The 12,284-nt window shown below is 67.4% G+C and carries 14 protein-coding genes and 4 tRNA genes; 1 reads left to right on the top strand and 17 read right to left on the bottom strand.

Annotation, left to right across the window (positions count from 1 at the left end):
* Positions 1 to 31: 31 nt before the first annotated feature.
* From EII34_RS04655 to EII34_RS04580, 16 genes are all read right to left on the bottom strand, one after another.
* A complete protein-coding gene (locus EII34_RS04655) occupies positions 32 to 775 on the bottom strand; it encodes a helix-turn-helix transcriptional regulator (protein WP_221620198.1) in 744 nt (247 codons plus the stop codon).
* Positions 772 to 2,235 carry a purine-cytosine permease family protein gene (locus EII34_RS04650; protein WP_124843426.1) on the bottom strand — a complete coding sequence of 488 codons (1,464 nt, stop codon included), beginning with the start codon at positions 2,233 to 2,235 and terminating at the stop codon, positions 772 to 774. Before EII34_RS04650 ends, EII34_RS04655 begins: the two co-directional genes overlap by 4 nt.
* Before the next feature lie 147 nt (positions 2,236 to 2,382).
* Positions 2,383 to 3,087 (bottom strand): 50S ribosomal protein L1, encoded by a 705-nt coding sequence (gene rplA / locus EII34_RS04645; protein WP_124843424.1) that lies wholly within the window; start codon positions 3,085 to 3,087, stop codon positions 2,383 to 2,385.
* A gap of 85 nt (positions 3,088 to 3,172) precedes the next feature.
* On the bottom strand, positions 3,173 to 3,601 hold the full coding sequence (gene rplK, locus EII34_RS04640) for a 50S ribosomal protein L11 (protein WP_124843422.1): 429 nt from the start codon (positions 3,599 to 3,601) through the stop codon (positions 3,173 to 3,175).
* Positions 3,602 to 3,700: 99 nt separating this feature from the next.
* A complete protein-coding gene (gene nusG / locus EII34_RS04635) occupies positions 3,701 to 4,516 on the bottom strand; it encodes a transcription termination/antitermination protein NusG (protein WP_124843420.1) in 816 nt (271 codons plus the stop codon).
* Positions 4,480 to 4,914 carry a preprotein translocase subunit SecE gene (gene secE / locus EII34_RS04630; RefSeq protein ID WP_185711178.1) on the bottom strand — a complete coding sequence of 145 codons (435 nt, stop codon included), beginning with the start codon at positions 4,912 to 4,914 and terminating at the stop codon, positions 4,480 to 4,482. The genes nusG and secE overlap by 37 nt, the downstream gene beginning before the upstream one ends.
* A gap of 74 nt (positions 4,915 to 4,988) precedes the next feature.
* Positions 4,989 to 5,061: transfer RNA gene (locus EII34_RS04625), tRNA-Trp, on the bottom strand.
* 83 nt (positions 5,062 to 5,144) lie between these two features.
* On the bottom strand, positions 5,145 to 6,185 hold the full coding sequence (locus EII34_RS04620) for a UDP-N-acetylmuramate dehydrogenase (protein WP_395858071.1): 1,041 nt from the start codon (positions 6,183 to 6,185) through the stop codon (positions 5,145 to 5,147).
* A complete protein-coding gene (locus EII34_RS04615) occupies positions 6,175 to 6,582 on the bottom strand; it encodes a MaoC/PaaZ C-terminal domain-containing protein (protein ID WP_124843416.1) in 408 nt (135 codons plus the stop codon). Before EII34_RS04615 ends, EII34_RS04620 begins: the two co-directional genes overlap by 11 nt.
* Positions 6,575 to 7,003 (bottom strand): FAS1-like dehydratase domain-containing protein, encoded by a 429-nt coding sequence (locus tag EII34_RS04610; RefSeq protein ID WP_124843414.1) that lies wholly within the window; start codon positions 7,001 to 7,003, stop codon positions 6,575 to 6,577. The genes EII34_RS04615 and EII34_RS04610 overlap by 8 nt, the downstream gene beginning before the upstream one ends.
* 59 nt (positions 7,004 to 7,062) lie before the next feature.
* Complete coding sequence (rpmG, locus tag EII34_RS04605; RefSeq protein WP_124843412.1) at positions 7,063 to 7,233, bottom strand: 50S ribosomal protein L33; 171 nt, start codon at positions 7,231 to 7,233, stop codon at positions 7,063 to 7,065.
* 49 nt (positions 7,234 to 7,282) lie between these two features.
* Positions 7,283 to 7,358, bottom strand: a tRNA-Met gene (locus EII34_RS04600).
* 40 nt (positions 7,359 to 7,398) lie between these two features.
* Positions 7,399 to 7,471: transfer RNA gene (locus tag EII34_RS04595), tRNA-Thr, on the bottom strand.
* A 54-nt stretch (positions 7,472 to 7,525) separates the two neighbouring features.
* Entirely contained in the window at positions 7,526 to 8,236 is a 711-nt protein-coding gene (locus EII34_RS04590; RefSeq protein ID WP_124843410.1) for a purine-nucleoside phosphorylase, read from the bottom strand.
* A 66-nt stretch (positions 8,237 to 8,302) separates the two neighbouring features.
* Positions 8,303 to 8,386: transfer RNA gene (locus tag EII34_RS04585), tRNA-Tyr, on the bottom strand.
* A gap of 62 nt (positions 8,387 to 8,448) precedes the next feature.
* The gene (locus EII34_RS04580) at positions 8,449 to 10,278 is read right to left on the bottom strand and encodes a glycerophosphodiester phosphodiesterase family protein (RefSeq protein ID WP_124843408.1); all 1,830 of its coding nucleotides are present in this window, start codon (positions 10,276 to 10,278) and stop codon (positions 8,449 to 8,451) included.
* Between the two features lie 84 nt (positions 10,279 to 10,362).
* Here EII34_RS04580 and EII34_RS04575 point away from each other — a divergent pair, with 84 nt between their 5' ends.
* Positions 10,363 to 10,854, top strand: a complete 492-nt coding sequence (locus EII34_RS04575) for a YajQ family cyclic di-GMP-binding protein (RefSeq protein WP_124843406.1) — start codon at positions 10,363 to 10,365, stop codon at positions 10,852 to 10,854.
* Between the two features lie 224 nt (positions 10,855 to 11,078).
* Here EII34_RS04575 and EII34_RS04570 read toward each other — a convergent pair whose 3' ends face one another.
* Entirely contained in the window at positions 11,079 to 12,263 is a 1,185-nt protein-coding gene (locus tag EII34_RS04570; protein ID WP_124843404.1) for a winged helix-turn-helix domain-containing protein, read from the bottom strand.
* Positions 12,264 to 12,284: the final 21 nt, after the last annotated feature.

Genomic DNA, 12,284 nt, shown 5'->3' with positions numbered 1-12,284 from the left:
CGAAGGACCGGCCGGACGACTCCGATCCTGCTCAGATCCGTGGATGCAGGGCAGGAAGGGCCACGAGCACCGGATGGTCCCAGGACTCAGCCCTCCTCAGCTGCAGCACGACCTCGCGCTCCAGTCCTGTCAACGGAACCGGATGCCGGGCGACGAACGGGCACCCGGGCCACAGATGATCCGCGATGTCCGCCGACGACGGTGTGATCGAGGCGAGCAGCCACGGTCCGGCCGGATGGACGGGGAGCTCCACCTCGGCGATGCCTCGCCGCAGCGTCCCGGTCACGGGCGGTCCGCACGGCACCGGTGTGGTGAAGGTGCCGATCCACTGGTAGGGGAAGGCTCCCAGCCCGGCTTCGACCTCCGGCGGCACCTCCAGCCGGACCCGCACCCTGGTCTCGATGCCCGGGGCCCACAGACTCACCGCGGCGAGTTCCACCTCACTCACCCGGTCCGCGGCGCGACGGAACTCACCGGGTGGCATCCCGACATCGGCGACGAAACGTCGGGTGAAGGTACCCACGGAGGTGAACCCCACCTCGTGGCAGGTCTCCAGCACACCCAGCCGCTCGACCGCGAGCAGCCGCTTCGCCTCGTGGAAGCGCAGCGCGGCCAGATAGCGGATCGGTGAGGTCCCCACCGTTCGGGTGAAGGCACGGGTCAGGTGCGACGGGCTCCACGCCAGTTCGTCCGCCAGGTCGGCCACCGTGATCGGCTCCGTGAGGTGCTCCCGCAGGAACCGTGTTGCCCGGGCGGCCAGCGCATCGGGGGTCACGCCGTCGGTTGCTCCTCCTGGGCGGCGACCCGGCCCCGGCAGCTCAGCCAGTAGCCGCCGAACCCCAGGATCAGCGCGAAGATGACGCCGATGTTGCCCCCGGCCCAGACTCCGTCACGACCACCGATCAGGGGAAGCAGGTAACCCTGCCAGTTGTTCCAGGCCGCATCCTCCGCGAAACCGTTGACGACGAACCCCCACCCGACGATGCAGCAGACCGCCATGATCCCGAGTGCGGTCCAGTTGAACGCCCCGTAGCGTCCCGCACCGTCGAACAGTGCCTTCTCGTCGTAGTCCTTCCGTCGCAGTGCGATGTCGGCCATCATGATCCCCGCCCAGGCGGCCAGCGGTACTCCCAGCGTGATGAGGAAGGACTGGAAGGGCCCGATGAAGTTCTCGGCGAAGAACACCACGTAGACGGTGCCGGCGCTGAGGATCAGACCGTCGATGAGGGAGGCCCGGTGGCGGGGGATGGTGATCCCCAGGGTCAGCAGGGTCAGCCCCGAGGAGTAGATGCCGTTGATGGCCCCGGACAGCAGCGACAGGATCGCGGTCAGCAGGAACGGGATGAGGAACCAGGTGGGCAGCACCTGGGCCAGTGCCCCGACCGGGTCATTGCTGATCCCCTCCGAGATCTCGGCTGACGACCCGGCCAGCATGAGCCCGAAGGTGATGAGCACCACCGGTCCCAGCGACCCGCCGAAGGTGTTCCAGCCGACGATGGCCGCACCCTTGGCCTCCCGGGACTGGTAGCGCGCCCAGTCAGCCGCGATGTTGACCCAGCCGAGGCCCATGCCGGTCATCACCATGGTCATGGCACCGATCATCGCTGCGGGAGGTCCGGCAGGGATCGCCATGATGGCGTCCCACCTGATGTGGGGCACCACCAGCAGGACGTAGATGATGGTGGTGATGCCGGTGATCCAGGTCAGCACCGACTGCATCCGCATGATGATGTGGTACCCGGCCATCGCACCCAGCACGATGAGGGCCGCGACGACGCCGGCGGCGATGACGTTGAGCAGGACCTTGTTCTCCCCCACCCAGCCGAGCCGCTCGAAGACGGTGGCGGTGGCCAGCACCGCGGTGATCGCCAGGATCGTCTCCCAGCCGATGGAGGTGAGCCAGGAGATGATCCCGGGGGCCTTGGCTCCCTGGACGCCGAACGCGGCGCGGGACATCACCATCGTCGGCACCGAGCCGCGCTTGCCACCCAGGGCGATGACCCCACAGATCGCGAACGACAGGACCACGCCGATCAGCACGACGAGGGTGGCCTGCCAGAACGAGATCCCGAAACCCAGCACCCACGCCCCGTAGCTCATCCCGAACACCGAGATGTTGGAGGCGAACCAGGGCAGGAACAGCTGCCGTGGTCTGGCGGTGCGTTCGGCCTCACCGACCACCTCGATACCGGTGAGTTCGATGGCGCCGGCCTGGGTGCCACTCTGCGATGACATGACTACTCCCAACGGTGGATGTGCGCACGACATGCTACTGCACCCCACCGACAGCGGGAACGAACCGTCGACCCGGTTGAGCGAGCCGCCGTCAGGACACGACGACGGGGCAGGTCACAGGACCTGCCCCGTCGTGGACGTCGTGCCTCAGGCGTTGTCAGCCGGCTTGGTGATGCTGCCGTCGATGATGACGCTCGGCGACATCGTGGCGGAGGCGGCCACCTTCTTGATGTAGCGGCCCTTCGACGACGCGGGCTTCAGTCGCAGGATCTCCTCCAGCACCGCGTAGTAGTTCTCGATGAGCTGCTGCGCGGTGAACGACGCCTTGCCGATGATGAACTGGAGGTTGGCGTGACGGTCCACCCGGAACTCGATCTTGCCGCCCTTGATGTCGGAGACGGCCTTCGCGACGTCCATGGTGACGGTGCCGGTCTTCGGGTTCGGCATCAGACCACGGGGGCCGAGCACCCGGCCGAGCCTGCCCACCTTGCCCATCATGTCGGGGGTGGCGACGACGGCGTCGAAGTCCAGGTAGCCACCGGCGACCTTCTCGACCAGCTCGTCCACGCCCACCTCGTCGGCCCCGGCCTCGCGGGCGGCCTCGGCCTTCTCGCCGGAGGCGAAGACGAGGACCCGAGCCGTCTTGCCTGTGCCGTGCGGAAGGTTGACCGTACCGCGGACCATCTGGTCCGCCTTGCGGGGGTCGACGCCGAGGCGAACCGCCACCTCGACCGTCTCGTCGAACTTGGCCGAGGCCATGTCCTTGACCAGCTTCAGCGCCTCCTCGGGCGTGTGGAGCTGGGCGCCGTCGCGCTTCTCGGCGGCGGCCCTGTATGCCTTGCTGTACTTCATCTCTGGTTCCTCATGATCTATCAGTCAGCCTCGCAGGCTGATCCACCAGTTCTGGTGCGGGGAGTCTCCCTACCAGGGGGGAGCGTCACTCGACGGTGACGCCCATGGAACGTGCGGTGCCCTCGACGATCTTGGCGGCCGCCTCGATGTCGTTGGCGTTGAGATCCGGCAGCTTGGTGGCGGCGATCTCGCGAACCTGGTCCTTGGTGAGCTTGCCGACCTTGTTCTTCAGCGGGTTCTCGGAACCCTTGCTGAGCCCTGCGGCCTTCTTGATGAGCTCCGCGGCCGGCGGGGTCTTGGTCACGAAGGAGAACGTGCGGTCCTCGTAGATCGTGATCTCGACGGGGATGATGTTGCCGCGCTGCGACTCCGTCGCGGCGTTGTACGCCTTGACGAACTCCATCATGTTGACACCGTGCGGACCGAGGGCGGTACCGACCGGCGGCGCGGGAGTGGCAGCGCCCGCCTGCAGAGCAATCTTGACGAGGGCTGCGACCTTCTTCTTGGGAGGCATTTCGGGTCCTTCTGATGTTGGTTCAGACGTGGCCGCGGCCCCGGGAGGCCCCGGAGCGACGGCGCAACGCGCAATTCTAGGTGGTCAGGGGCGGTATTCCTAACCGACCTTCTCGACCTGCTTGAACTCCAGGTCGAGCGGGGTCTCGCGCCCCATGATCTCGACGAGGGCACGCAGGCGCTGGTGATTGGCGCTGATCTCGGTGATCGTCGCGTGGACCCCGGCGAAGGGCCCGTCGATCACCTGGACGGAGTCGCCGATGGCGAAGTCGACGACCTCGACCTTCTTCTTCGCTTTCGCCGCAGGGGTGGCCGCCTCGGCGGCGACCTTCGCGACGACGGAAGGAGTCAGCATGCTGACCACCTCGTCCAGGTTGAGCGGGACGGGGGTCTGGCCGTGGCCGACGAACCCGGTCACGGACGGGGTGTGGCGCACCGTGGCCCACGAGTCGTCCGTCAGTTCCATGCGCACCAGGACGTAGCCGGGCAGCACGCAGCGGGTGACGGTCTTGCGGGTGTTGTTGCGCACCTCGACGACGTCCTCGGTGGGCACGATCGTCTCGAAGATGTAGTCCTCCATGTTGAGGGAGGTGGCGCGGGAGTCCAGGTTCTGCTTGACCCGGTTCTCCATGCCGGAGTAGGTGTGGATGACGTACCACTCACCGTACTTGCTCTCCAGGTCCTCCCGCAGTGCGGCGATGGCCTGGGCGGTGGCGTCGTCCTCCTCCTCGTCGGAGGTCTCCGGCTCCTCGGGTTCATCGGTGAGCGAGACGATCTCCTCGACCGGCTGGTCGTCGTCGGTCAGGCTGAGGTCGATCTCGACGTCGGCCTCCTCGGTGGGCAGCTCGCCCAGGTCGATCTCGATGTCGTCGTGCTCGGTCACGCGGTTCCTCCAAACAGCTTCAGCAGGGTCCATCCGAAGGCGGCGTCCAGCACACCGACGTAGAGGACCATGAACAGAACGAACACCAGCACGACGGCGAACAGCGTCGTCAGCTCGTTCCAGGTGGGCCACACGACCTTCTTCAGCTCACCGGCGGACTGTCGGACGAACTGGGCGGGGTTCCTGGCCTGGTAGGGGTCGTGCTCCTCGTGGGTGCTCTCGGAGCGCTTCTTCGTGGGAACGTTCTTCTTGACCGGGGCCTTGGACGTCCTGCGGGTGACGGCCCTGGGCTTGTCCTCGGCCTTCTCGTCCCCGTCCTCGGTCTCCTCGTCGAACTGCTCCTCGAGGTCCGAGATCACCTCGTCGTCGGCGACGGGGTCAGCCTCGGGGAGATCCTCGTCCCCGCCCTGCTGAGTCTTGTCGTCGCTCACGCGCAATCCCTTCGGTCCAACAAACGAAATGCCTGCCCACCCACTGGGTGGCAGGCCGTGAAGCGTGTGCTTCGCAGGGCAGGAGGGACTCGAACCCCCAACCTGCGGTTTTGGAGACCGCTGCTCTGCCAGTTGAGCTACTACCCTTCGGCGTGACGCAGCACCCTTGTCAGGGCGCATGCGACCTCGCCAGACCTCAATGGTAACGCATCCTCGCCATGGTCTGAAAATCAGTCGTCGAGGCTGAGCCCGATGAGGTTGACCTCGGGGGTCAGGCGGATGCCGAACCGGGCCTCGACCCCATCGCGCACCTCCCTGGCCAGGGCGATGAGGTCCGCGGCACTCGCGCCGTCGTGATTGGTCAGCGCCAGGACGTGCTTCGAGGACAACCGGGCCCTCCCCCGGCCCGGGTGCCCCTTGGGGAAACCGGCCCGGGAGATCAGCCAGGCCGCGCTGGTCTTGACCAGGTCCCCGGCCGGGAACCGGGGCGCATCCTCCGGAAGGGCGTCGGCCTGCTCGGGCGTGAGCAGCGGGTTGGTGAAGAACGACCCCGCCGACCAGGAGTCACGGTCCTCCTCGTCCAGCACCATGCCCTTGCCTGCTCGGATGCGCAGCACGGTCTCCCGCACCCGCGTCGCCCCGGCCCGCTCCCCCGGCTCGACACCGAGGGCCGCTGCGAGTTCGGGGTAACGCACCGGCTGGCTCATCTGTCCCAGCCTCATCTGGTAGGTCACGGCGATGACGACGAACCGCCCGGGGTCCTGCTTGAAGATCGAGGTGCGGTAGCCGAACCTGCAGTCGGCGGCGAAGATCGTCCGGATGCCCCCGGTGCGGCGGTCCCAGGTCCGCACCTGCTGGACGAAGGCCCCGACCTCGGCACCGTAGGCCCCGATGTTCTGGATGGGGCTGGCCCCGACGCTTCCGGGGATGCCGGACAACGCCTCCGGACCGGACCACTCGTTGGCGACGCAGTGGGCGACGAAGTCGTCCCAGGTCTCCCCGGCCCCGACCCGGACCTCGACGCCGTAGCAGGCCTCCGAGTTGTGCTCCATGCCCCGATTGGCCAGCTTCAGCACGGTGCCGTCGAATCCCTCGTCGGCCACGAGCACGTTCGAGCCGTCGCCGAGCAGCAGCAGGGGTTCGCCACGGGCGTCGCAGTCCTGCACGGTCGCCACGATCTCCTGCTCGCTCGTCGCGGTGACGAGACGACGGGCCGGCCCTCCGATCCGGAAGGTGGTGTGATCCCTCAGCATGGTCGAGTCAGTCAACACGCACCTCCACACGGGCGGCCCCGAGCACCGCGTCGTCCCCACAGGTGGCGGTGAGACTCACCGTCGCGATCCCCTCCGAGACGGCCGTGACCTCACCGGTGTAGACCACCTCGGTGCCCTCATCGGTGTCGGGCACCACGACGGGGCGGGTGAAGCGGACCTGGTGGCGCACCACCCGCGCCGGGTCCTCGATCCAGTCGGTGACGAGCCTCAGCCCCGCGCCCATGGTCCACATGCCGTGGGCCAGCACCCCGGGCAGCCCGATGGCCCGGGCGTGCCGGTCGGAGAAGTGGATCTCGTTGAAGTCGGTGGAGGCCCCCGAGTAGCGCACCACATCGGAGCGGGTGATGGGCACCCGCAGCTCGCCGAGACTGGTGCCGGGCTGGATCTCAGGCATGGGTGGCCTCCTCGCGGTTGTGCATCAGGGTGGAGCGGGCATCGCACACGGGTTCACCGTCGACGGTGAGTCTCACCAGCACCGTGATCATGTCCAGGGTTCCCCGACCACGGACCTTCTCGATGGTGAGTTCGGCCACCACGTCGTCACCCTCCCGGAGCGGGCGGTGGAAGTCGAAGGCCTGGTCGGCGTGGACGATGCGGTTGAGCGCGAGCCCCAGCTCCTCGTCGTCGAACAGCGCCCCCCAGGCCTGGGCGGCGATCACCGCGGCGAAGGTGGGTGGGGCGATCGGGTCCTCCCCCAGGTAGGCCGGGTTGTGGTCCTTCAACGCCGTCGCGAACTCGGCGATCTTCGCACGACTGACACGGTAGGCGGGTGCGGGCGGGTAGCTGCGCCCGACGTGCTCGGCAGAAATCGGCATGGCCGAATTCTATGGGAAACGTGAAGGCCGCCCCTCAGGGGCGGCCTTCACGTTGCGGCTCAGCGGGTCTCGCGGTGCGCGCGGTGGGTGCGGCAGCGCGGGCAGAACTTGTTCAGCTCGATCCGGTCGGGATCATTGCGACGGTTCTTCTTGGTGATGTAGTTGCGCTCCTTGCACTCGGTGCAGGCGAGCGTGATCTTCGGACGGACGTCCTGACCCTTCTTGGCCATGATCTTCTTCCTTGCTGTTCGGGGCGCGGATGCGCAGGTGGGCGATCAGTGGTGACGAGGGCGGGACTTGAACCCGCGACACAGCGATTATGAGCCGCTTGCTCTACCGACTGAGCTACCCCGTCGAAATGTTCCGGCCCGGGACGGATCCCGGGCCTGAACAAGAGCCCCCATGCGGAATCGAACCGCAGACCTTCTCCTTACCATGGAGACGCTCTGCCTACTGAGCTATAGGGGCCAGCCGTCGGGAAACATTACACGGCGGAAGCCACGGACACAAATCGGGGGTTGGTCAGGCCAGCAACGCCGCGACGGCGACCTCGAGGGCATGGGCGAACATGGCCTCCCGCTCCTCGCTGGTCAGGTCCGCGGAGTGATCCGCCAGGTGGTCCGAGACGGTGAGCACGGCCAGGGCCTCCCCCTGGGTGCGGGCCGCCGCCGCGTACAGTCCTGCCGCCTCCATCTCCACCGCCAGGGTGCCGACCTTCGCCAGCTCCTCGACGATGTCGGTACGGGAGTTGTAGAAGAAGTCGGAGGTGTAGACCGGTCCGACGTGCACCGGAACCTCACCGTCACGGGCCCGCGACACGGCACCGGCCAGCATCGGGAAGCTGGGGGCCAGCGACAGCGAGACCCCGGGGATGGGCAGCGTCGCGACGGCGGAGTCGGTGTGTGCGGCCGAGGCGATGACGACGTCGCGGACCTTGACCGCCGGGGAGATCCCACCGCAGGTGCCGACCCGACAGATGCGTCTCACCCCGAACCGGGTGAACAACTCGGTGGCGTAGATCGACAGGGAGGGGACCCCCATGCCGGAGGCCATCGCGGTGGCGGGAACCCCGTCGAGCAGACCGGTCCACACCCCGATGCCACGCACCTCCGAGACGAGCCGGACCTCGGTGAGCCGTTCCCTGGCGATGCGTTCGGCGCGACGGGGGTCTCCGGGCATCAGGACCAGTGGCGCGACGTCTCCTGCTTCACATGCGATGTGTGGGGTTGCCATGGCCTGACGATACCGTTGACCGCCCTGAAAAGCACAGGCCCCCGGATCAATCCGATTCCGGGGGTCTGGTGGCAGGTGTTGGATTCGAACCAACGTAGGCGAACCGACGGTTTTACAGACCGCTCCCTTTGGCCACTCGGGCAACCTGCCTTGCTGACAGCTCGCAAAAGATAGCACAGGGGTGGTGGGACACGCCACCGGAGGGCGTCGACCTACTCCCCGAGGATCGAGTCGAGGATCAGTTCCAGGTCATCGCGTTCCCGCTTGGCTGCGACCCCCTCGGCCACCTCGACGGGGACGTCGGTGATGATCCCGTCGACCCGCGAACCCGCGAACCGGTTGATGGAGTCCTCGGTGTTGACGGTCCACACCACCACCTTGCGTCCGGCCTCCTGCAGCTCGTGCACCCTCGACGAGGAGGCCACCCCTTCCTCGATGATGAGGTAGTCGAAGTCGAGGCTGGCGGTGTCGCCGACGCCGAAGTAGTAGAGGTAACCGGTGAGGATCTCGGGGTAGGTGGTCTCCACGTAGCTCATCAGGGCATGGTCCAGACCGATGAGCACGACCTGGTCCTGCACCCCCCGCTCCTTGATGAGATCGACCATGTCGTCGACCATCCGCTCATCGGCGGTGACGCCCTTCAGCTCGACGAACAGTCCGATCCGGTCCTTGGCCACGTCCATCATCTGCTCGATGGTGGGCACCCTGCGGGCAGGCCGACCGGGGCTGAAGGCATTGGTGATGCTCAACTCCTGGATCTCGGCCAGGGTCATCTCGGAGGACGCCTTCTTCACCCCGGACAGACGGGCGAACGTGGCGTCGTGGTTGACGACATAGGCCCCGTCCCTGGTGCGCTGGATGTCGATCTCCGACCACGTCGCCCCCGCCCCGATGGCGGCCTCCACGCCTTCCAGGGAGTTCTCGGCGTCGAGGTCTCCCCCACCCCGGTGCGCGATCACCACGATCCGGTGCTCGTTGATGAACAGCTCCTCGAAGAAATGGGCCCCGAGCGCCGAGGCACCCATGGCGGCAGCCAGCGCGGCAGCCGCGGCGGCGACGAGTCGGGGACGGGCGCGACGATCGGCGACCCGAACCTCCTCCCTGGGACCGACGGGAACGGCGTCGGTGAGGACCGCATAGGCCCGCGTCAGGTTCCGCAGTTCGATGGGGACCAGGAACAGCAGGAAGAAGCCGATCGCCCCGGCCAGGAGCAGGGTGGCCAGCACGGCGCTGAACCGGGTCGCGGTCACGCTCTCGGGCAGCAGCAGGGCCAGCAGCGCCAGCGCGACGAACACGACGACCATGAACCCCAGCACGATGCTCCCCAGCACCAGCGGACCACGCACCAGGGTCACGGTGATCGCCCACCAGTGGCGTCTCACGAACTTCATGGAGGCACCCATCGCCTGCCACGGGTTGAGGTCATCGGTGAACATGGCCTGCACCGTGACGATGAGGAAGAAGCTCAGCACCGCCAGCACCAGCAGCACGATGACGTAGAGGATGGACAACGTGGTGGAGTTGACGATGACCTCGGTGACGAAGTTCGGGATCCTGACCCAGGACAGGACGCTGAGCGTCGGTCCCAGACCGGCGAGTGGGACCACCACCACGACATGGGCCAGGAAGAGCAGCATCGACGGGTGCAGGAACCTGGGCACGGAGCCGACGGCCCGCAGCAGCAGTTGTCGACCGGTGCGGATGGGGGTTCCCCGGAGCCTCGCCAGCTCGGCGATGACGAACGCGGCGATGTCCAGCACCACGAGGAGACCCACCAGCAGTGTGGCGGTGATCGCGAGGGCCGCCCCCTGGGGGCTGAGGGCGAAGCCCGTGAAATCACCGGAGGTGATGCTGGCGCGCCCGGTGCTGGCGATCAGCAGGGTCGCGAGCAGGCTGAACAGCGGCATCACCACCAGGGCCAGCAGCAGTTTCGACAACGTCTGGTAGCGCAGGTAGAGCCACAGGTCACTGGCGGTCCCGCCCTTCAGGGCCGCGACCTTCCGCCAGCCACGCCGTGCGGGGGCATCGGGTGTGGTGGTCATGTTCTCCCCTCGTGCGACGATTGCGGATACCTTAAGCCCTGAACTGGCAGAATGGGGACCCCGAACCCCGATCGAGGAGGACCCATGGCCGCTGACAGCTCGTTCGACGTCGTGAGCAAGGTTGACCGCCAGGAGGTCGACAACGCCCTCAACCAGGCCGCGAAGGAGGTCTCACAGCGCTTCGACTTCAAGGGCACCGATTCCTCCATCCGCTGGTCGGGCGAGGCCATCGAGATCGAGTCCAGCGGCGAGGAGCGCGCGAAGGCGGTGCTGGACGTGTTCCAGTCGAAGCTCATCAAGCGCGGGGTGTCGTTGAAGGCCCTCGACGCCGGGGAACCGCGCATCTCCGGGAAGATGTGGAGGATCACCTGCACCACCAAGCAGGGCATCAAGCAGGAGGACGCGAAGAAGATCTCCAAGCTGGTGCGTGACGAGGGCCCGAAGGGTGTGAAGGTGCAGATCCAGGGCGATGAGCTGCGGGTCAGCTCCAAGTCCCGGGACCACCTGCAGGAGGTCCAGCGCCTCATCAAGGAGGCCGACTACGACTTCGCGGTGCAGTTCGTCAACTACCGCTGATCGCCCTCTCCTGCCTTCCCTGACCACCCGCTCTCCGACGCCCCCACGGTTTCGCCTGCCTTGTGACTGTTTCGCCTGCCTTGTGACTGTTTCGCCTGCCTTGGGGTGGAAATACCTGTCCTGTTCCGATCTGCCTGCGTTGCAAGACAGGCGAGCAGGGAAAATGGCAGGCGAAGCGGCATCAGGACAGGCGAAACATGACGGGGCGCGGGTGGGCGACGACCTCAGCGGATGAGCTCGGCCGTGAGCGCCGGGGCGAGATTGCCCCAGTCCTGCACGACGAAGTCCTGACAGCCCTGCCATCGGGCGGCCTCACGCAGGAGCGTCGCGACACGTTCCGGTGCATCCCCGGGAGCGTGGGGTTCGGTCCAGGCCGCCTGGACACGCAGCACCTTCCGCTGGCGGTCGTTCTTGAGGTCGACGCGCCCGGCGAGGCGACCTCCCAGCATCACCGGGAGGCAGTAGTACCCGAACTGACGCCTCGCCGCGGGAGTGTAGATCTCGATCCGGTAGTGGAAGTCATGGAGCCGCTCGGCCCGCGGGCGGTACCACACCACCGGGTCGAAGGGGGTGAGGATCGCATCCCTGCTGACCCGTGCGGGCAGCGTCGCGTCCCGGTGTCGCCAGGCCGACGACGGACGGCCCGAGCGTTCCCACCCGGCGACCCGGACCGGGACCAGCTCCCCTGACTCCTCGAGGTCCCGGATGGCGGGGGTGACCTGCGCGGTGCGCAACCGGAAGTAGTCGCCGAGGTCATCGGCCGTCGCCACTCCCAGGGCCACCGCGGCGCGACGCACCAGCTCCCGGTGTGCGTCGGCCGCCGGGACATCGACGTCGATCACCTCATCGGGCCACACCTGCTCCGGCAGGGCGTAGCAGCGTTCGAACCCGATCCGGGGAGCCGTGGCGAGGTCGCCGAAGAGGAACATGAGCTCCAGCAGCTGCTTGACCGTCGACAGGCCCCACCACGGGCCACTGCGTCGGTTCTGGTCGTGGACGAGGTCGCGGGCCCGGAGCGGTCCGCGCTCAGCGATCTGATCGGTGATCCACCTCCTGAGCTCCGGCTGATCCGTGTAGACCCCTGCGCTGTGGCGCTGCCGCATCGCATGCCGACGGAAGGCGAACAGCGGGATGTCCGCCACCGGGACCAGGGTCGCCTCGTGGGCCCAGGCCTCGGTCAGGTCGCTGGCGGCGACGGTGTCGAGCAGGCTCCTGTCGTAGGTCCCCAACCGGGAGAAGGCCGGCAGGTAGTGGCTGCGCTCGAAGACGTTGACCGAGTCGAGCTGGAGCACCCGGAGCCGATGCACCATGGCACTCAGGGACGCCCGGGTGGCGCCTCCCCGTCGCCCGGTGAGTCCGTGGGCGGCCAGACTGATCCGTCGGGCCTCCGCAGCGCTCAGCACCTCCATGTGGTGTCCTTCATGTCTCAC

Source organism: Arachnia propionica (assembly GCF_003859805.1).
In the GTDB taxonomy this organism is placed as follows: domain Bacteria; phylum Actinomycetota; class Actinomycetes; order Propionibacteriales; family Propionibacteriaceae; genus Arachnia; species Arachnia propionica_C.
The sequence above is the reverse complement of the archived record's forward strand: the minus strand, read 5'-3'. Positions and strand labels throughout refer to the sequence as shown.